16 protein-coding genes and 1 pseudogene are annotated in these 16,483 nt (G+C 71.7%); 9 read left to right on the top strand and 8 right to left on the bottom strand.

The genetic code is table 11. The features are described from left to right. Window positions 1–186: 186 nt before the first annotated feature. Window positions 187–408 carry a CarD family transcriptional regulator gene (locus ACWD4O_RS26045; RefSeq protein ID WP_351906099.1) on the top strand — a complete coding sequence of 74 codons (222 nt, stop codon included), beginning with the start codon at window positions 187–189 and terminating at the stop codon, window positions 406–408. Between the two features lie 426 nt (window positions 409–834). Here ACWD4O_RS26045 and ACWD4O_RS26040 read toward each other — a convergent pair whose 3' ends face one another. Next, a complete protein-coding gene (locus ACWD4O_RS26040; protein WP_451283305.1) occupies window positions 835–2,256 on the bottom strand; it encodes a DUF2252 domain-containing protein in 1,422 nt (473 codons plus the stop codon). A 171-nt stretch (window positions 2,257–2,427) separates the two neighbouring features. Here ACWD4O_RS26040 and ACWD4O_RS26035 point away from each other — a divergent pair, with 171 nt between their 5' ends. Together ACWD4O_RS26035 and ACWD4O_RS26030 are read left to right on the top strand one after the other, a co-directional pair. Continuing rightward, window positions 2,428–2,982, top strand: coding sequence for an RNA polymerase sigma factor (locus ACWD4O_RS26035; protein WP_450946358.1), 555 nt, complete (start codon window positions 2,428–2,430; stop codon window positions 2,980–2,982). A gap of 1 nt (window position 2,983) precedes the next feature. Beyond that, the gene (locus ACWD4O_RS26030; protein ID WP_451283303.1) at window positions 2,984–4,201 is read left to right on the top strand and encodes a CU044_5270 family protein; all 1,218 of its coding nucleotides are present in this window, start codon (window positions 2,984–2,986) and stop codon (window positions 4,199–4,201) included. A gap of 7 nt (window positions 4,202–4,208) precedes the next feature. On the opposite strand, the gene ACWD4O_RS26025 is transcribed toward ACWD4O_RS26030, so the two are convergent. From ACWD4O_RS26025 to ACWD4O_RS26015, 3 genes are all read right to left on the bottom strand, one after another. Continuing rightward, complete coding sequence (locus ACWD4O_RS26025; protein ID WP_451283301.1) at window positions 4,209–4,487, bottom strand: SCO4225 family membrane protein; 279 nt, start codon at window positions 4,485–4,487, stop codon at window positions 4,209–4,211. 75 nt (window positions 4,488–4,562) lie between these two features. Continuing rightward, window positions 4,563–5,249 (bottom strand): response regulator, encoded by a 687-nt coding sequence (locus tag ACWD4O_RS26020; RefSeq protein ID WP_451283299.1) that lies wholly within the window; start codon window positions 5,247–5,249, stop codon window positions 4,563–4,565. Continuing rightward, window positions 5,246–7,561, bottom strand: coding sequence for a histidine kinase (locus ACWD4O_RS26015; RefSeq protein ID WP_451283297.1), 2,316 nt, complete (start codon window positions 7,559–7,561; stop codon window positions 5,246–5,248). Before ACWD4O_RS26015 ends, ACWD4O_RS26020 begins: the two co-directional genes overlap by 4 nt. Before the next feature lie 190 nt (window positions 7,562–7,751). Between ACWD4O_RS26015 and ACWD4O_RS26010 the strand changes: the two genes are divergently transcribed. Continuing rightward, window positions 7,752–8,201, top strand: coding sequence for a DUF5707 domain-containing protein (locus tag ACWD4O_RS26010; RefSeq protein ID WP_451283296.1), 450 nt, complete (start codon window positions 7,752–7,754; stop codon window positions 8,199–8,201). A 2-nt stretch (window positions 8,202–8,203) separates the two neighbouring features. On the opposite strand, the gene ACWD4O_RS26005 is transcribed toward ACWD4O_RS26010, so the two are convergent. Both ACWD4O_RS26005 and ACWD4O_RS26000 read right to left on the bottom strand, forming a co-directional pair. Then, window positions 8,204–9,271: a CU044_5270 family protein gene (locus ACWD4O_RS26005; protein ID WP_451283294.1), complete on the bottom strand. Its 1,068-nt coding sequence runs from the start codon at window positions 9,269–9,271 to the stop codon at window positions 8,204–8,206. Beyond that, the gene (locus ACWD4O_RS26000; protein ID WP_451283292.1) at window positions 9,268–9,927 is read right to left on the bottom strand and encodes an RNA polymerase sigma factor; all 660 of its coding nucleotides are present in this window, start codon (window positions 9,925–9,927) and stop codon (window positions 9,268–9,270) included. The genes ACWD4O_RS26005 and ACWD4O_RS26000 overlap by 4 nt, the downstream gene beginning before the upstream one ends. A gap of 256 nt (window positions 9,928–10,183) precedes the next feature. Between ACWD4O_RS26000 and ACWD4O_RS25995 the strand changes: the two genes are divergently transcribed. After that, window positions 10,184–10,432: a hypothetical protein gene (locus ACWD4O_RS25995; RefSeq protein WP_451283290.1), complete on the top strand. Its 249-nt coding sequence runs from the start codon at window positions 10,184–10,186 to the stop codon at window positions 10,430–10,432. A gap of 18 nt (window positions 10,433–10,450) precedes the next feature. On the opposite strand, the gene ACWD4O_RS25990 is transcribed toward ACWD4O_RS25995, so the two are convergent. After that, the gene (locus ACWD4O_RS25990) at window positions 10,451–11,494 is read right to left on the bottom strand and encodes a medium chain dehydrogenase/reductase family protein (RefSeq protein ID WP_451283288.1); all 1,044 of its coding nucleotides are present in this window, start codon (window positions 11,492–11,494) and stop codon (window positions 10,451–10,453) included. 143 nt (window positions 11,495–11,637) lie between these two features. Between ACWD4O_RS25990 and ACWD4O_RS25985 the strand changes: the two genes are divergently transcribed. Then, window positions 11,638–12,297: a TetR/AcrR family transcriptional regulator gene (locus tag ACWD4O_RS25985; RefSeq protein WP_451283286.1), complete on the top strand. Its 660-nt coding sequence runs from the start codon at window positions 11,638–11,640 to the stop codon at window positions 12,295–12,297. A gap of 109 nt (window positions 12,298–12,406) precedes the next feature. Beyond that, entirely contained in the window at window positions 12,407–13,399 is a 993-nt protein-coding gene (locus ACWD4O_RS25980) for a Rieske 2Fe-2S domain-containing protein (protein ID WP_451283285.1), read from the top strand. A 91-nt stretch (window positions 13,400–13,490) separates the two neighbouring features. Here the strand turns inward: ACWD4O_RS25980 and ACWD4O_RS25975 are convergent, their stop codons facing one another. Further along, a complete protein-coding gene (locus ACWD4O_RS25975) occupies window positions 13,491–15,071 on the bottom strand; it encodes a carbohydrate-binding protein (RefSeq protein WP_451283283.1) in 1,581 nt (526 codons plus the stop codon). Window positions 15,072–15,321: 250 nt separating this feature from the next. Here ACWD4O_RS25975 and ACWD4O_RS25970 point away from each other — a divergent pair, with 250 nt between their 5' ends. Both ACWD4O_RS25970 and ACWD4O_RS25965 read left to right on the top strand, forming a co-directional pair. Then, window positions 15,322–16,218: an SCO2400 family protein gene (locus tag ACWD4O_RS25970; protein ID WP_451283603.1), complete on the top strand. Its 897-nt coding sequence runs from the start codon at window positions 15,322–15,324 to the stop codon at window positions 16,216–16,218. A gap of 114 nt (window positions 16,219–16,332) precedes the next feature. Further along, window positions 16,333–16,483, top strand: a pseudogene (locus ACWD4O_RS25965) (Tellurite resistance TerB); the annotation flags it as partial.

Here is a 16,483-nt window from a genome sequence, read left to right as displayed (position 1 = left end):
CAGCGGACCGTGCGCCGGGGTTCCGTACCAGGTCAGCGGTGTCGTCCGGGCGGCAGGCAGCCTGCGGATCGGCGCTCTCGCCGTGCGGGACAGGGCCCGCGGCGGTGATCGTTCGTCCGAGCCGGTGCCGAACAGTGATGCGGACGGCCGCAGCGAACGGCCCCAAGCGGGCGCATACTGGTGGCAATGACAAAGCCAGCTGCACCGAAGCGTTATTTGCCTTCCAGCCCGTTCAAGGCTCCGGTCGCGCCGCCGCCCAAGCACTTCGAGGTCGGTGACCAGGTCACACACGACATGTACGGCCTCGGCCGGGTCATCGGTATCGAAGAGGGGATCGCGGCGCTCGTGGATTTCGGTTCGGCGCAACAGCGGATCCTGAGTCCTTACTCGAAGATGAGCAAGCTGTAGGACCGCTGTGCCCGGTCACGGCACGCCAGGCGCCCTCACGGCCCTGTAACGATAGGGAGACCTCTCATCGAATCGACCTCGCTGTTCTCCGCCCCGGAGGGTGCGATCCGCTCCGCCACGGCAGCGTCGCCCCCTCCGACGACGAACCCCTTCCAGGCCCCGGACTTCGGAGAGATCGAGACGGAGTCCTTCCTTTCGGACTTGGACGAGGATCAGCTCAGGGCAAGCTAGCGCGACCAGCGACGTCCCCCGTCCGCCGCTTCCGTCCCCATCTCGATCACGTTCGTCAGCACGATCTCGTTCGTCCCCGTACGAGCCCCGTTCATCCACGTACGAGCCCCTTCACCGCCGTACAGCCACCGCCCGGCGTACGGCGGTGATCGGTGTGACCACCCGGTTCGGGCCGGGACGGTGCGAACCGGGTCCTCAGGCTTCCTGCGCGGGCAGTCGGCCGGCGCTCACCGCGTCGAGGAGCGCCTGGTGGTCACGCTCGTTCTGGTCGGCGTACAGCTCGGCGAACGTCACCAGCGCCCGGTCGAAGGAGTCGCCGCCGCCGAGATAGGCGGCGATGGCGATCCGGTCGCCGGAGCGCGCGTGGGCCCGGGCCAGCGTCGCGCCGCAGAGCTCGCCGAAGGTGCGCATGCCCTTCGGCACCATGTCCTCGGCCTCGGCGACGCCCTTCCAGTCGCGCAGCTGGCGCACATAGAAGTCGCGCCGTCGGCCGTCGATGCCCTCGACCCGCTCCCAGCCCAGGAAGATGTCGCTGGTCGCCTGCATCAGCCGCTGTCCGGAGACGACCCGCTCGCCCTGCGTCCGGGCCTCGCTGGCGCCGACGTGGGGGGCCAGCACCGACTCGTCGGCCTCCTTGGCCTGGAGGAGCAGCGGATCCTCGTCGTCCCGGCCGAGCAGCAGCACGATCCAGCAGCGGGTGCCCACGCTGCCGACTCCGACGACCTTGCGCGCCATGTCGGCGACCCGGTACTGGTCCAGCAGGAACCGCCGGTCCGACTGCACGGTTCGGCCGTAGCGTTCGAGCAGCCCGAGCAACGGCTGCTCCACTTCGCGGTACCCGGCGCCCGGGAACAGGTCGCGGATCGGGATGATGAGCGGCGGGTCGGGGGCGATCTTGCGCTTGCCGTCCACGACCCGGGTGAGCTTTTCGAACGCCTGGAGCGTGTCGCGCGAACGCGCCTTGGTCACGGCTCGCGACCAGCGGTCACGGCCCCGCGCGGACAGCGCCGGTCCGAACCGCTCGCGCACCCAGGCCACGTCGAACCGGGTGTACCAGACCGCCAGATTGCCGTCGGCGGCGAAGGCGCGCATGTGCTCGCGGTAGGACCGCACGGTCGCCAGGACGATCGCCCTGCGCTCCTTGGTGCTGAAGCCGTTCAGCCGGCCCGCGATGACGAGGCTGGCGGCCAGCCGCTTGACGTCCCACTCCCAGGGGCCCGGCAGCGTCTCGTCGAAGTCGTTGATGTCGAACATCAGCTGCCGCTCGGGAGACGCCAGCAGCCGAAAGTTCAACATGTGGGCGTCGCCGCAGAGCTGGGTCCTGAACCCCGACCTCGGAGTGTCCGCGAGGTCCGAGGCCATGATGGCGGCGGCTCCCCGGTAGAACCGGAACGGCGACTCGGACATCCTCCCGTAGCGAATCGGCACGAGGTCGGGCAGTCGCGTCGCCGACTGCCTCTCGATGATCTCCAGCGGGTCGGGCCGCTTCGGCCCGGGTGCGAACTCTGCGTGACTGGACCGGGGCACCGCGCTGCGCGCGGCCTTGCCGAGTGCGGCCCGCTCCTGCGGGGTGCGGTTGCGTATCTCGTGCCCGTCCGGGTGACGGCTCTGGCTCATGACGGCGGCTCCGGGAAGCTCATTGAACACCCGATTTGCTCATCAAATACTCAATTCAGCCTATCCTCGGGGCGGGTTTCGAGCGAACTCAGAACTTCCTCTCCTCCCCCTGTAAGAAATCACGGCTCCCGACCATTTCCAGGTGAGAGAGCCGAGACGAGGAGACGGTGCGTGACCGAAGTCCAACGCTTCCGTGACCTGTACGAGGAGTGCCAGCCCCGGGTGCTCGCCTATGTGTCGAGCCTGGTGGGCCGTCAGGTCGGGGAGGACATCGCCAGCGAGACCTTCACGGTCGCCTGGCGGCGGATGCGGGACATACCGACGCCGCCACTGCCGTGGCTGCTGGGCGTGGCCCGCAATCTGACCCATGAACTGCGGCGCCGCGACGGCAGACAGTACGCGGTGGCCGTCGAGGAGGCCCAGCGCATCATCACCTCGGGCGGCCAGGTCGACGACGTCGCCGCCGATGTGACCGAACGGGCGGCGGCGCTGCAGGCGCTGGCCGGGCTGTCGGCCGCCGACCGCGAGGTGCTGACGCTGGTCGCCTGGAACGGGCTCGCCCCGAGACAGGCCGCACGCGTCCTCGGCTGTTCCACCGCCACCTTCCAGGTGCGGCTGCACCGGGCGAGACGGCGGCTGGAACGAGCCGTCGACGAGGCCGCGGCCGGACTCTCTCGCGACTCCCGCCCCAAGGTGACTGCGACTGTGAATGTGAAGGAGCACTGACATGGCACGCAAGCGGCCCGATGTCATGAAGACGCTGGCCCAGGCGCGGCCCGCGGAGTTCGACCCGGCCCGGCTGGCCGGTTCCGAGCGCGCCCGGGACGACCTGCTCGCCATCCTGGCGAGCACCCAGGACGAGCCCGAGACCCGAAGGGCGGTCCGCCCGGCCCGGCCCGTGCGCCCGTTCAGCTGGAGCTGGGCGCTGCCCGCCGCGGCGACCGCGGTGGTCGCGGCCGTGGTCGTCGGCACCCTGGCCGACAGCGGCGCGGGCACCGGCGTGGACGCCGGCGGCTCCCGGACGAGTGCCGGGGCCTCGACGGACGGCACCGGATCCGGGCAGACCCCGGCGAACGGCCGCCTCGCGCTGCTGAACGTCGCCGCCCAGCTGGACCGCACGACGCAGGACGGCACGTACTGGCAGCTGACCACGCGCTCGGCCTGGATCGGCGTGATCGCCGAGCCCGCCTCCGGCTTCTCCGTGGTCTCCACCGAGACACAGGAGTGGTCCTACGGCGTGAAGTCCGGCGGCGAGAGCCTGTGGGTGTCGGGGATCGACGACTCCACCCAGCCCCGCACCGCACGCGACAAGCAGCGCTGGCAGGCGGCCGGTTCGCCGAAGGAACTGACCCTCGCCGGCGGCGACACCGCGGGCGGCAGGCTCGGGCTGCGCATCGAGTCGCCGTCCGAGAGCCGGCCGACGACGACCCGGATCAACGACGGCGACGACATCGCCGCGCTCGGCGCCGACAACGTCACCTACGCCGACCTCCAGAAGCTCCCCGGCGACAGCACCGAGCTGAAGGCCTACCTCGCGGACCTCTACAAGGAGGACGGCGGCGGCGAGATCTCCGACCGCACCGAGTGGATGTGGCAGCAGGCGGCCGGGCTGATCGGGCTGCCGGTCAAGGCCGAGGTCAGGGCCGCCGCCTATCGCGTGATCGCGGACCTGCCGGGCATCCGGTCGCTCGGCGAGGTGACCGACCCGCTGGGCCGCAAGGGCCTGGGCTTCGCCCTGCCCGCCTCCGACACGCCCGACTACGGGGCCGTGCGGTCCGAGCTGATCGTCGACCCGGACACCGGCGCCCTGCTCTCCGAGCAGCAGACGGTGACCGAGCCGAACGCCGCGGCCTCCGAGGCGGGCGTCACCGCGGGAACGGTGGTGAACTACACCGCCACGGAGAAGGCGGAGTGGAGCGACCGGCAGCTGGAGACCCGCAAGTAGTCGGGCCTCAAGCGCCGCGTCGCAGGGCGCGCGCGCACCAGCCGATGACCGTGGCGTTGACCAGCGCCCCGACGACCACGGTGACGACGAACATCGCGTAGTGGTCCCCGAACGGCAGCAGGAGCAGGCTGGCCGGGGCGGTGGCGAGCAGCGGGACGACCCCCGCCATGGACTCGCCCGAGTCGTCGACGACGGACACCACGACCGCCCACCCGAGCAGGACGGCGCAGATCGCCAGATAGCCGAGGGCGAAGACGCTGCCGAGGACATGGCGCAGTCGGGTCACGGGGACAGGCTCCTTGATCGCGGTCTCAGTGGTGGTCAGGGCTGGTCAGGGCTGGTCAGTGGTGGTGAGCGAGGGTCAGAGGTGGGCGCCCGGCGGGTTCGGGCGGGCGAGGCCCAGGTCGTAGGCGAGGATCGTCGCCTGCACCCGGTCGCGCAGCCCGAGCTTGCGCAGCAGCGCGTTCACATGGGACTTCACCGTGCCGACGGTGATGCCCAACTCGGCCGCGATCTCCGCGTTGTTGAGTCCGGTGGCGAGCAGTTCGAGGACGCCTCGCTGGCTGCCGGTCAGACTGTCCAGCTCGCGGAGGCCGCTGCCGTCCCCGGTGTGGGCGACCGCCGTCCCCGACGCGTAGTGGCCGATGAGCCGGCGCGTCGCGGACGGCGCGAGCACGCTCTCGCCGGCGGCCACCACCCGGATGCCGTCCAGCAGTTCGGCCGGGCGGACGTCCTTGAGCAGAAAGCCCGAGGCCCCGGCGCGCAGCGCGTCGAAGACGTATGCGTCGAGGTCGAAGGTGGTCAGCACCAGCACCCGGGGCGCGTTCTCCCGGCCGGTGATGATCCGGGTGGCGGCGATGCCGTCCAGTTCGGGCATCCGGACGTCCATGAGAACGACGTCCGGGGCCAGTTCGGCGGCCAGCCGCACCGCTTCCGCGCCGTCGCCGGCCTCGCCGACGACCGTCATGTCGTCCTCGGCGTCGATCACGGCGGCGAACCCCGCTCGTACGATGCCCTGGTCGTCGACGACCAGCACTCTGAGGCTCATGGCTGCCGCTCCTTCTTGTTCTCGTCGCCCGGCGCGAGCGGGGCGAGCGGCAGCCGGAGGCTGACCGTGCCCTGCGGACCGGTGGTCAGGATGCCGCCGAGCGCCTCGACCCGCGCCGCCAGCCGCGCCTGTACGGCGGGACCGGCGGCCCGGGGCACTCCGGTGGCCGTGAGCGTCAACGTATCGGCGTCCGCGTCGAGTTCGAGCATCGCGGGCTCCTCGCCGCCGGCCGCGAGGAGCGTCTCGGCGGCATGGTAGGCGGCCAGGTCCACCTCGGTGGGCAGTCGGCTCGGCACCCGGTCGGACAGCCGTATCTCGACCTCGCGGCCGGTGGCCCGGAGCTGGTGGGCGAGCAGGTCGAGGGCCTGGAGAGTGGGCTGCGGCCGTAGTTCGGGGCCTGTGCCGCCCTCGCCGGCGCCCTCCCGGACCGCGTCGAGCAGGGCGCGCATCGCGGCGAGGGCCTCGCGGGCGCGTTCGGCGGTCTCGTCGAGCCGGCCCGCCTCCGCCTCCGCGACCATGTCGGCGGTGCGCGCCAGCACGGTCGTCTCCAGCCCGGCGGCGATACGACGGCGCTCGGCCCACGCGTCCCGGACGGCCTCCTCGGTCCAGCCGGCGACACGTTCCTCCCGCGTGCCCCGGGCGGCCCGTTCGCGCCGCCCCCGCAGGACACCGCCCCACTGCGCCGCGGCCGCCGCCAGCCCCGCCCCGGCCGTCGCCGCCCCGGCCACCGCCCAGAGGGGAACCGTCGTCCCCCGGTCAACCACCGCGGCGGTCGCGGCCGCCGCGTGCACGGCCGCCGCCACGACGGGGAGCACCGGCGTGGGCCTGCGCGCTGCCGTCGAGGCGAGCATCACGCAGGTGGCGAGCATGCTCAGGGCAGGCGGCAGGGCGACCGGGCCGGTGTAGTCGCCCGCGGCCATCGCGACCGGCCAGAGCAGCGGCAGCCCGAGCAGGACGGTGTGCGCGGCGCGGGGCGCGCGGCGCAGCCACAGCAGCGCGACGGCCTGGGCCGCGGCCAACAGCGCGAAGAGCACGCCCGCGGAGACCTGGGAGCCCGTCGAGCCGGCCGATGTGGGCTCCGCCCGGATGATCAGTGCCGGGAGCAGCGGCTGGAGGACGAGGCCGAGGGCGGCCGTCAGCTGTGCCGGGCGGTAGCCGCGCGGCACGGTCCGCCGCACCTCGGCGGAGGTCCGGCCGGGCAGCTCCGCGCGCACCTCCCAACCGCCGTCCGCGGTGGGGCCGCTGGTCAGGGTGCCGCCCGCCTCCCGGGCCCGGGACCGCAGGAAGCCGGTGCCACGTCCGCCGCCGAGGCCCGCGGCGTGCGCCGTGGCACCGGCCGGCGGGGCCGCGCTGGTGACGACGACCTCGGTGCGGCTGTCGCCGTACCGGCAGAGCACGTCCGTCGGCGCGCCCGGTGCGTGCCGGGCCACGTTGGTGAGCGCCTCGCGCACGATGCCGTACGCCGCGTCCGCGACGGCGCCGTCCGGCAGCGGGTCGATCTCGCACTCCACCCGCTGGTCCAGCCGCCGGAACCCGGCGACGAGGTCCAGCAACCGCTCCTGCGGCGACGGCAGTTCCTCCCGTGAGGGCGTCGGCGCCCGCACCGCGCCGAGCGCCCGCGTCACCTCCCGCCCGGTCCCGACGGCGAACTCCAGTGCCTCCTCGGCGAGTTCGGGACGGCGCTCACGCAACCCGAGCGCCGCGCCCGCCGTGACCACCACGGCCGTCAGATGGTGGGCGCTGACATCGTGCAACTCCCGTTCCATGCGGCGGCGTTCGGCCGCCGGAAGCCGGTGCCGCTCGGCCTCGGCCCGTTTCAGCAGCCGCTCGGCCGTGCGTCGGGCGCGTCTGGTGCGCCGGACCAGGAAGCCGGCGCCGCACGCGGCCGCGTACAGCAGGGCGGTCAGGACGAGGTCGAGGCCGTCGGGGTCGCTGAGCCCGTGCAGGGTGATGCCCTGCAGGAACTGCCAGCCGGCGAGGGCCACGACGCACAGCACGGCGGTGAAGGGGTCGCGTTCGGTCGCCACGGTGAACAGCGCCAGCGCCATCCCGGCGGTCCCGAGCAGCGCCACCGCCCCGACGGGCAGCGGCCCCGCGCCCAGCGCGCAGGCGGCGGCCACCACGACGACGGCCGTCACCGGGCGGGTCCGGCGCAGCGCGAGCGCGGCCGTCACCGGCCCGGCGACCAGGAGGGCCACGAGCAGCGCGGACGCGGCGGGGACGTCCCCGCGCACCAGCGCCGCCCCCGGCCACACCACGGCCTGGACGCAGATCAGCAGGACCGGGAGCAGCCGGTCGTCGGTTCGATTCATGGCTGATCCAGGCTAGGGCCGCAGGTGAGCGGCCCGATTCCCGCTGGAGGCTGATTCGCCTCTCTTACTTTGGTTGCAGACGCTCCACCTGAGGTGAGACGCCGCAATCGTCCCTCAGCGCGAGGACTGCGCCGGGTCCCCGACCCTAGGCTCGATCACATCAACTCGACCCAGTTCAGGGGGAATTCCCATGTCCAAGCGCATTGTCATCGCCACGCTCGTCGGCACCGTCGTCCTCGGCGGAGTGGCCGCAGGCAGCCTCGCCATGGCCTCGGCGGCCACGAAGCTCACCGTGGAGAACGGCTCGGCCCGCTATGTCGCGCCGTCCGCCGGGGCCGCCGGTTCGCTCACCTTCACCGTGGACGTCAGCGACGACTCGGGCGTCCGTGACCTCAAGGTCGTGGCGTGGCCCGCGAGTTCGAAGCTCGACCCGACCGCGGCGGAGCTGCGGGACGCCGAGAGCGCCCAGTGCCGGAGCACCTCGGACGAGACGTCCCGCTGCACCTACACCCTGAAGGTCACGCAGCAGGACGCCGCCGACCTGGCCGCGGGCGCCTGGCACGTCTCGGCCCTGGCCACGGCCGCGGACGGGGACACCCTGTTCGTGCCCCGCGCGGCCGCCTTCACCGTCGCAGGCTGACGTCAGCCGGCCTGTGACGGCGTCTGCTTGATGCCGTCGACGATGGCCCGGGTGATGACGGCGCTGGTGAAGGTGACCGTGCCGGGCTTGATCAGGACGCCTTCTTCCGTATAGCCCTTGACCTGGACCGAGCGGCCGCCGAGGAACACATGGGTCTTCTCGTTGAAGATCCACTCCTCGCGCTGCCCGCTCGCCTCGTCCAGCCGGGCCACCGCCACGCCGTGCCGGCCGACCGCGTCCACCGCGTCGTTCACGATCACCACACCGGGGATCTTCGCGGCGGTCTTGAACAGCGCCGAGTACAGCTCCGCCGGCGGGTAGCTCTCGCTCAGCAGGTCGCCGATGGTGCTGAACGCCTGCTGGTCCGGGGAGTTGCCCTGCCCCTTCGTCTCCTTGTAGATCTTGGCGAGGAGTGCGTCGGGGTCGGTGGGCAGCTTGGTCAGGTAGTCGTAGGACGGCGCGCCCAGGTGCGCGGTGGGGGTGTTGCCCAGCTCGTCGGGGAGGCTCAGGGTCTCGCCCTCGGGGCTGTCGTTGACGGCGGGGTCGATCAGCCAGCCCTGGGTGCCGTCCGCGGAGTCCCACACCTGACGGCGGTGCAGCTCATGGCTGGCCAGGGACGACTTGTCGTCGACCGTCCGCACGAAGGTGTCGGCCGTCTTCGACTCGATGTAGACGAACTGGCCGGGCTCGAGGTCCGGGTGGGGCGCCTCGGCCGCCGCGAGCGCGATCTGGTCGAGCAGCTGCGGCACTCCCTTGGTGGTCGGGGTGCCGAGGGTCGTGGTCAGGGCGGGCCCGGTGGCGAGACCGCCGTCCCTGACCCCGGAGCCGCCGTTGGTCACCACTCCGGCGACGACCGCCGCGGCCACGGCGGCGGCCATCGCGGGCAGGGCGATCGCCAGGCGCGGCATCCTGAACCGCCGGACCTTGGCGGGGGCCGGGGACTCTTCTGCCTGCCGCATGTCGTGGATCTGGGCCATCAGACGCTCCTTGTGGAACTGGTGACGGCCCGTAGGCAGGTCACGTGCCGTAGAGGCGAAGAGCTCTGCGGTGTCGTCCGTGTTCGCGTTCATCGGTTTCCTCCCTGCGCGGGCCGGACCACGTTTGTGTGATCGCCTCTTGTCTGTCGGGCCGGCCGCCCGCCTTCCCGAATTCCGCCAACTCTTTTGAATTCTCTGCCGGATTCGGACTCTCGGGCGGGCTCGTCCCCGGCGAGCGCGCGCAGCTTCTTGCGCGCCCGGGAGAGGCGGGAGGCGACGGTGCCGACCGGGACCCCGAGCGCTTCGGCCGCGGCCTCGTAGTCGAGCCCCTCCCCGAGGCAGAGCGCGACGACCTCGCGCTCCGGTCTGCGCAGGGTGGCGAGGGCGGTGAGAGCCTTCGCGAGCCGCTGCCGGTCGTCGATCCGGTCGGCGACCTCGTCGGCGTGGTCGGGCACGGCCGATTCGGCGGCCGCGGCGGCGCCGGCCGCGGCCCGGTAGCGCCGGTTGCTCCGGAACTGGTTGCGCGCGGTGTTGGTGGCGATGCCCAGCAGCCAGGGCCGCAGGGAGCCGCCCTCCGGCTCGACCCGGTCACGCAGCCGCCACGCCTCCATGAAGGTCGCGGCCATCACGTCCTCGGCCGTCGACCAGTCCGCCGTCAGCCGGAAGGCATGGTTGTAGACCGCGCGGGAGTAGCTGTCGAACAGCTCCGCGAACGCGCCCGACTCCCCGGCCCGTACCCGGGTACGCATATGTGTGCTCACCTCCATGAGCTGTCCGGCACCCGACCCCTACTTCCCGTGACCTGCGTCACACGACATTGGCGCTCCGGCCTGGGCACCGCCAAGGACAGCAAGAAGGCCACCGAACCGCTCCAGGAAGCAGAAGAAGTCGCCGCGTCACGGTCAAAGGGCCGCCGCATACGCAAGCATCCGGCCGCGGAAGGCATTCTTCCTGTACGTGCGGCATGGACCACGAGCTGGAGCGAGCAGCCCTCGTCGCACGGCCGTGGACCTGGACGCCGTCGCCGCTGAGATCACCGCCTGGGAACGCGAGGGTATGCGGCTGGTGACGATCCTCGACGAGGACTACCCGCTCTGTCTGCGGCTGGTCCACCAGCGTCCGCCGTTCCTGTTCCTGCGCGGAACGTCCGTCATGGCCGATCTGCGGGTCGCCGTCGTCGACGGCCCGGACGACGTCTTCGGTCAACTCGACTCTCTCGTCGACGACACCTGGGCCACGGGCCACCACGGCTGAGCCGACAGCACCTCACCCCTACGGATTGAGCACGACCTTCCCGACGACCGTGCCGGACTCGGCGAGCCGTACCGCGTCGGCGATCTCGGCGAGCGGGAGGCGGCCGGCGATGCGAGGGGTGACGTCGCCGCGTTGCAGGGCGGCGAAGACCTGCGTGAGGTCGGTGCGCAGCCGGGCCCGGAACCGGTTCTTGGCCAGGGCCCGGCCCGCCCAGACGTTGAAGAAGTAGGCGCGGCGGCGGTTGGGCAGGGCGTTCCACAGCCACAGTCGGCCGAGCAGCTTGAGCACGGGCCACTGCTTGGACCCTTCGTCGTCCCGCGTCGAGGCGGTGCCGTAGGAGACGAGCGTGCCGCCGGGCGCGAGGAGCCGCCAGGAGTCGACGATGCCCCGCCCGCCGACATGGTCGAAGACGGCGTCCACCCCGGCGGCCGGGGCGAGTGCGCGAATCCGGGCGGCGAGGTCCTGGGCCCGGTAGTCGACCGGGACGACCCCCTGCTCCCGGAGGGCGTCGTGGTGGCGGGCGGAGGCGGTGCCGATCACCGTCGCACCGGCCGCCAGCGCCAGCTGGACGAGCACCGAGCCGACGCCTCCGTTGGCGCCGTGCACCACGACGGTCCCACCCGCGCGGATCCGCGCCTTGCGGTAGAGCATCTGCCAGGCGGTGATGCCGTTGAGGATCAGGGTCTCCGCCTCCGCCGCGTCGATCCCGTCGGGCACCGGCACCGCGTCGGCCGCGTCGACCAGCACATGGCTGGCCCAGCCGCCGACCTTGACCAGCGCGGCCACCCGGGTGCCGGCCAGGCCGGGGTCGACGCCCTCGCCGGTCGTCAGCACCGTGCCGACCAGGTCGTAGCCGGGCACGAAGGGGAAGGGCGGCTGGTCGTAGTACCGGCCGCGGCGCATCTGCTGCTCGGCGAAGGAGACTCCGGTCGCCTCCATCCGGACCAGCACCTGCCCGGGCCCCGGGACGGGCACGACCCCGTACCGGATCCGCAGACCTTCGGGCTCGACCTTCCCCGGCAGGACGACCTCGACGAGTTCGTTGGTTCCTTCAGCGTTCATGATGGCCTCCAGTGAGCGTTACTTGCACTTGCGTTCGTTAGAAGTTGTAACGCAACCGAATGGAGGGTGTCAATAACCTTCGTGATAGCCTCTAACTAAATCTTGGGGATATAGGCACACATGCGGAGAGGTGGCGGCAGGCCATGGCGGAGACGGGCACGACGACCCCGCGCGAGCGCTATCGAGCCCAGGTGCGGGCGGAGGTCAAGGAGCGAGCGTGGGAGCAGATCGCCACGGCAGGGGCCTCGGCCCTCTCCCTCAACGCGATCGCCAAGCAGATGGGGATGAGCGGGCCCGCGCTGTACCGGTACTTCGCCGGCCGCGACGAGCTGATCACCGAGCTGGTCCGGGACGCGTACCGAAGCCTCGCCGACACCTTCCGCGCCGCCGCGGCCGCAGACGCCGGCCTGACCGCGCTCGGGCACGCGCTACGCGCCTGGGCCCTGGCCGACCCCCACCGCTACTTCCTCGTCTACGGCACGCCCGTCCCCGGCTACCACGCGCCCGACGACATCACCACGATCGCGGCCGAGATCATGACGTCCCTGCTCGACGCCTGCGCCGACCTGCCCGCCGACGGGCCGCCGACCCCGCTCACCGCCCGGCTCGAAGGCCTCGGCGACCAGTGGACCGCCGGCCACCCCGCCCCACCCGCCACCCTCCACCGGGCCCTGACCTGCTGGACCCGCCTCCACGGCGTCCTCTCCCTCGAACTGGCGGGCCACTTCACCGGCATGGGCTTCGACCCGGCACTGCTCTACACCGCCGAACTGAACACCCTGACGGGCCGGTCACCGACCTGACCGCCGCCCGGCGTGCCGACGCTCGGGCCACCACCCCACCGCTCCCCCACCACTCCCGCACCGCTCCCGTCCCTACCGTCCCCACCGCTTGATCGCTAGCATCCCTGCCATGCCCTTACTCCGGAGTCAGGAAGACAGCCTCTCGGGGCTCCCCCGCGACCCGCGAGCGGACGCGTATCCGATGCCGGTCGTCCCGTTCGGGTGGTACGCCGTGCTGCGGAGCGTCGAGCTCCGGCGGGGCAAGGTCGTCAGCCTGCACTACTTCGGGCGGGCGCTCATCGCCTTCCGCGGCGCCGACGGGCAGCCGGCCGTACGGGACGCGCACTGCCCGCACTACGGCGCGCACCTGGGCGCCGGCGGGAAGGTCGTGGACGGGACGGTGCAGTGCCCCTTCCACGGGTGGCGGTTCGGGACCGACGGGCGGTGCGTGGAGGCTCCCTTCGCCGCCCGCACCCCCAAGGCGGCCCTCGGCGGCTTCCCGGTCCGCGAGCACAGCGGGCTCGTCTTCGTGTACGTCGGACCCGACGAGCCCTCCTGGGAAGTCCCCGACATCCCGGAGACCGCCTCCCGGGACTTCGCCAGCCCGGTCGACGACACCTGCCGCGCCAGGATCCACATCCAGGAGATGCGCGAGAACATCGTCGACGAGTCCCACTTCCACTTCATCCACGGCCAGAGCGAGCCCCCCGTCCAGGACTGGCGGGTGGACGGTCCCTTCGCCGAGGTGCGCGGGCGGATCCGGCGGCGCGTCCTCGGCCGGGACATCGACAACACCTTCGACGCGTTCATGTACGGCCCGGGGGTCATGGTGGTCCGCACCCATGGACCCGTCCTCTCCGTGACCGCCGTCGCCCTCTCCACCCCCGTCGACGACCACACCAGCGAACTGCGGATGCTCTACTACCTGCGCAAACCGTCCCGGGCCCGCTTTCTGACCCCCGCGCTCAAACTCGTGTTCCGCGCGGAGGCGCTGGGCGAGGTGCGCGAGGAGGTCCGGATCTGGGACCACAAGATCCATCGGTCCCGGCCGGTCCTGCTCCCGCACGAGAAGGGCATCCGGGCGCTGCGCCGCTGGTACGCGCAGTTCTATCCCCCGGCCTGACGAAGACGAGGACGGCCCGGGTCGATGTCTCCGAGACCCGGGCCTTCCTCACTTCCGTTGCTTCCGTCAGGTCCGACCCAGGTCGGCTCGGCTACAGCGTCACGACCTTGCCTCCCAGGGTGACGACCAGCTTCCCGTCCGTGGCGAAGGACCAGGCCAGCGCGCCCGAGTACGAGGCGCAGCGGGAGCCGTTGGCGCCGGTCCAGAACTGGTTCGTGGTGTCGGCGTCGCCGATCGTCTTGTCGTTCGAACCGGTCACCGAGAAGCGGCAGGACGTGTTGCTGCGGAAGACCGAAGTCCCCGCGTCCCACGAGTAGTTGCGGGTGGTGTTGTCGATGCTCAGGTTGTTCGACACCGCCATCGTGCCCGGGTTGCTGTTGTACGTGAAGCCGTGCTTGCCGTTGTGGTAGGCGATGCTGCGCCGCACGACATGGTTGACGGCGATGTCGTCGCCGCCGAGCTTGTAGCCGTTGCGGTCGCCGTTGGAGTTCACGGTGCCGTCGCTGAGGGTGCCGTTGCCGTAGGAGAGGGAGTCCTCGATGGTCACCGGGCCGATCGCGCCCGTGTCCGGCTTCGTGTAGAGGTCCCAGCCGTCGTCGATGTTGTTGTGGGCGACGGCGTACCGGAAGACGTTGCCCGTGCCGGTGGTGAGCTTCGCGGCGAAGCCGTCCGCGTCCTCGCCGTCGGAGTCGGCGTTGTCGTGCGACTCGGCCGAGACGATCAGGTTGTCGGACGGCCACTGCGCGACGGGGGTGCTGGAGGAGATCCGGCCCAGTTGCAGCCCCGTGTCGTGGTTGTAGCGGGTCACCGTGCGCTCGATGACGTTGTGGCTGCCGCCGACGTAGATCCCGTTGTCACCGGCTCGTTCGACGACGATCCCGGACACCCGCCAGTAGGAGCCGTAGAGCTGGAGGCCCCGGTTGGAGGAACTCTCGGCCTGGGCGGAGAAGTTGAGGACCGGCGTCTCCCCCGGGTAGGCCGAGAGCGTCGTCAGGGCGGAGGTCGTCCCGTTGTTCGTCTGCGGGATCGTCACCGTCGAGGCGTGGTTGTACGTTCCGCCGCGCAGGTAGATCGTGCCGCCGGCCGTCACCCGGCCGATCGCCGACGTGAGGGTCGTGGGGGCGGACTGGGTGCCCGCCGCGCCGTCCGTGCCGCTCGGCGAGACGTAGATGGCGCCGGTCGTGGGGGGTGTGGTGCCGCCGTCGGCGGTCGTCGCCTCGAGGCGGTCGACGTTGGGCAGGCCCTCCGCCGCGGTCGGACTCAGGCGGACGGTGTTGCTGCCCGCGTTCAGCGTCACGGTGAGCGTCTTGGTGACCCAGGTCGACCAGGCGCCGGTGGCCTCGAAGGACGGCGTCTGCACCGTCGTGCCGTTGACGATCAGCGAGGCCGGGCGGGCCGTGGCGGTGCCGTTCGCGAAGCGGACGTCGATCGTCGCCGTGCCGGCCGTCGCCGCGTTCACGGTGAACTGGGCGTATCCGCCGGTCGAGTTGGTGCCGTTGCAGAATCCGGTGCCGGAGTAGCCGGTCCAGTCGGAGTCGATGGTGCCGGTGCAGACCGCCGGGGACGTCTCCGCCTCATAGCGGACGGTGGCGGCCTGCGCCGTGGTGCCGGACAACGCTACGAGCGCGCCTGCCACCAGGCCGGTGCATGCGATGACGGGTCTCAGAAGCATCCTTGACATCGTTGATCTCTCCATCTCCAGGACGGTGCGGGTCGTCTGCCAGAGGTGCGGAAAGCGCTTTCTAGCGGAAGCTAGGGGTATTGCCCTGAGCGCGTCAATAGTCACGTACATGATTCACATTCACATGGATGGACGCGTGGCCGCGTGACGACGACATCCGCCCACGCCCCTCCAGGGATCCGCGCAGGAGCATCACACAGGCTGCACACAGTCGTTCGAAGGACTCGTTAGCGTGCCGCAGATGGACTACTGCTCCTCGTGTCGTCGGCATCTCAACGGCGCCCTGGTGTGTCCCGGGTGCGGCGCCTACGCCCCGGACATCGCCCCGGTCACGCTCCGGCCCGCGCAGACGACGACGTACGCCGCCGTGGAGGCCGTTGCGCACTTCGAGCCGCCGGTGCGGCCCGCACGGCCCGATGTGCCCGCGCTGCCCGCGCTGCCCGAGCTGTCGGAGCTGCCGGAGCTGTCCGAGCCGTATGTACCGCCCGTGGCGTCCGCGCCGCCGGGGCGGGCCGCACGGCGGCGGCAGCTGGCGCGCTGGAAGAAGAACCAGCGCCGGGCCGTGGTCGCGACGGCCGTCGCCCTCGTCGGCGGCGGTCTGACCGTCGCCGCGCTGGACCGGCAGGGCGGCGACCGCGCCGAGGCCGCCACCGCGCCGGAGAACCCGACCACCTACGGGGGCGAGGTACCGACCTCGGAGCACACCAGCCCGACCGTCGACCGGTCCGACGCGCACCGGCCCTCGACCGCCCCCACGCAACCGCAGTCCCCGTCGACCGAACTCGGGGGCGAGCGCTACACCCCGTCGGACACCGACCCGGACGCCGCCGCGCCCTCCGCGCCCCGTACGAGCGCCTCGCCCACCGCCGCGCAACAGGGAACCGGCACCTCCTCGTACACGGGATCCGTCACCACCTCCACCGACACGTCCGACGGCACATCCGACACGTCGTCCGGGCAGCAGTCGTCCACGCCCGCCGCGAGCGACAGCGCCACCGACTCGTCGAGTTCGACATCTACGTCCACCTCCACCTCCACCTCCACCTCTACGTCGGGTTCGACGTCCGGGAGCAGCTCCGCATCCGCGTCGACCTCGCCGTCGGACGTCTGTCTGCTGGGCCTGATCTGCCTCGGCTGAACCGAGTTCCAGAAACGGACAACGGAGAACGGAGCCGGAACCGGAACCGGCGGGAACCAATCCGGTCGATCGTCAGTTTGAACTTCTGACCCATACCGACCTTCTGGAGTTCTCATGGCCCTGTGGGATCGCATCAAAGAGTCCGCGTCGACGATGCAGACCCAGCTCGAGGCGAAGAAGAACGACCTCAAGAGCGGCGCCTTCCGCGACGCGAGCATGGCCATGTGCGCCCTGGTCGCCGCGGCGGACGGCAGCATCGACCCGG

The organism is Streptomyces sp. NPDC002623, from assembly GCF_053592635.1.
Note: the sequence above shows the minus strand (reverse complement) of the source record. Positions and strands in the feature narration are given on the sequence as shown.

Excerpts from the sequence above, each read along its gene's own strand:
- ACWD4O_RS26045 (WP_351906099.1), top strand. The coding sequence starts at position 187 with ATGACAAAGCCAGCTGCACCGAAGCGTTATTTGCCTTCCAGCCCGTTC.
- ACWD4O_RS26040 (WP_451283305.1), bottom strand. The coding sequence starts at position 2,256 with ATGAGCCAGAGCCGTCACCCGGACGGGCACGAGATACGCAACCGCACC.
- ACWD4O_RS26030 (WP_451283303.1), top strand. The coding sequence starts at position 2,984 with ATGGCACGCAAGCGGCCCGATGTCATGAAGACGCTGGCCCAGGCGCGG.
- ACWD4O_RS26020 (WP_451283299.1), bottom strand. The coding sequence starts at position 5,249 with ATGAGCCTCAGAGTGCTGGTCGTCGACGACCAGGGCATCGTACGAGCG.
- ACWD4O_RS26015 (WP_451283297.1), bottom strand. The coding sequence starts at position 7,561 with ATGAATCGAACCGACGACCGGCTGCTCCCGGTCCTGCTGATCTGCGTC.
- ACWD4O_RS26010 (WP_451283296.1), top strand. The coding sequence starts at position 7,752 with ATGTCCAAGCGCATTGTCATCGCCACGCTCGTCGGCACCGTCGTCCTC.
- ACWD4O_RS26005 (WP_451283294.1), bottom strand. The coding sequence starts at position 9,271 with ATGAACGCGAACACGGACGACACCGCAGAGCTCTTCGCCTCTACGGCA.
- ACWD4O_RS26000 (WP_451283292.1), bottom strand. The coding sequence starts at position 9,927 with ATGCGTACCCGGGTACGGGCCGGGGAGTCGGGCGCGTTCGCGGAGCTG.
- ACWD4O_RS25990 (WP_451283288.1), bottom strand. The coding sequence starts at position 11,494 with ATGAACGCTGAAGGAACCAACGAACTCGTCGAGGTCGTCCTGCCGGGG.
- ACWD4O_RS25985 (WP_451283286.1), top strand. The coding sequence starts at position 11,638 with ATGGCGGAGACGGGCACGACGACCCCGCGCGAGCGCTATCGAGCCCAG.
- ACWD4O_RS25980 (WP_451283285.1), top strand. The coding sequence starts at position 12,407 with ATGCCCTTACTCCGGAGTCAGGAAGACAGCCTCTCGGGGCTCCCCCGC.
- ACWD4O_RS25975 (WP_451283283.1), bottom strand. The coding sequence starts at position 15,071 with ATGCTTCTGAGACCCGTCATCGCATGCACCGGCCTGGTGGCAGGCGCG.
- ACWD4O_RS25970 (WP_451283603.1), top strand. The coding sequence starts at position 15,322 with ATGGACTACTGCTCCTCGTGTCGTCGGCATCTCAACGGCGCCCTGGTG.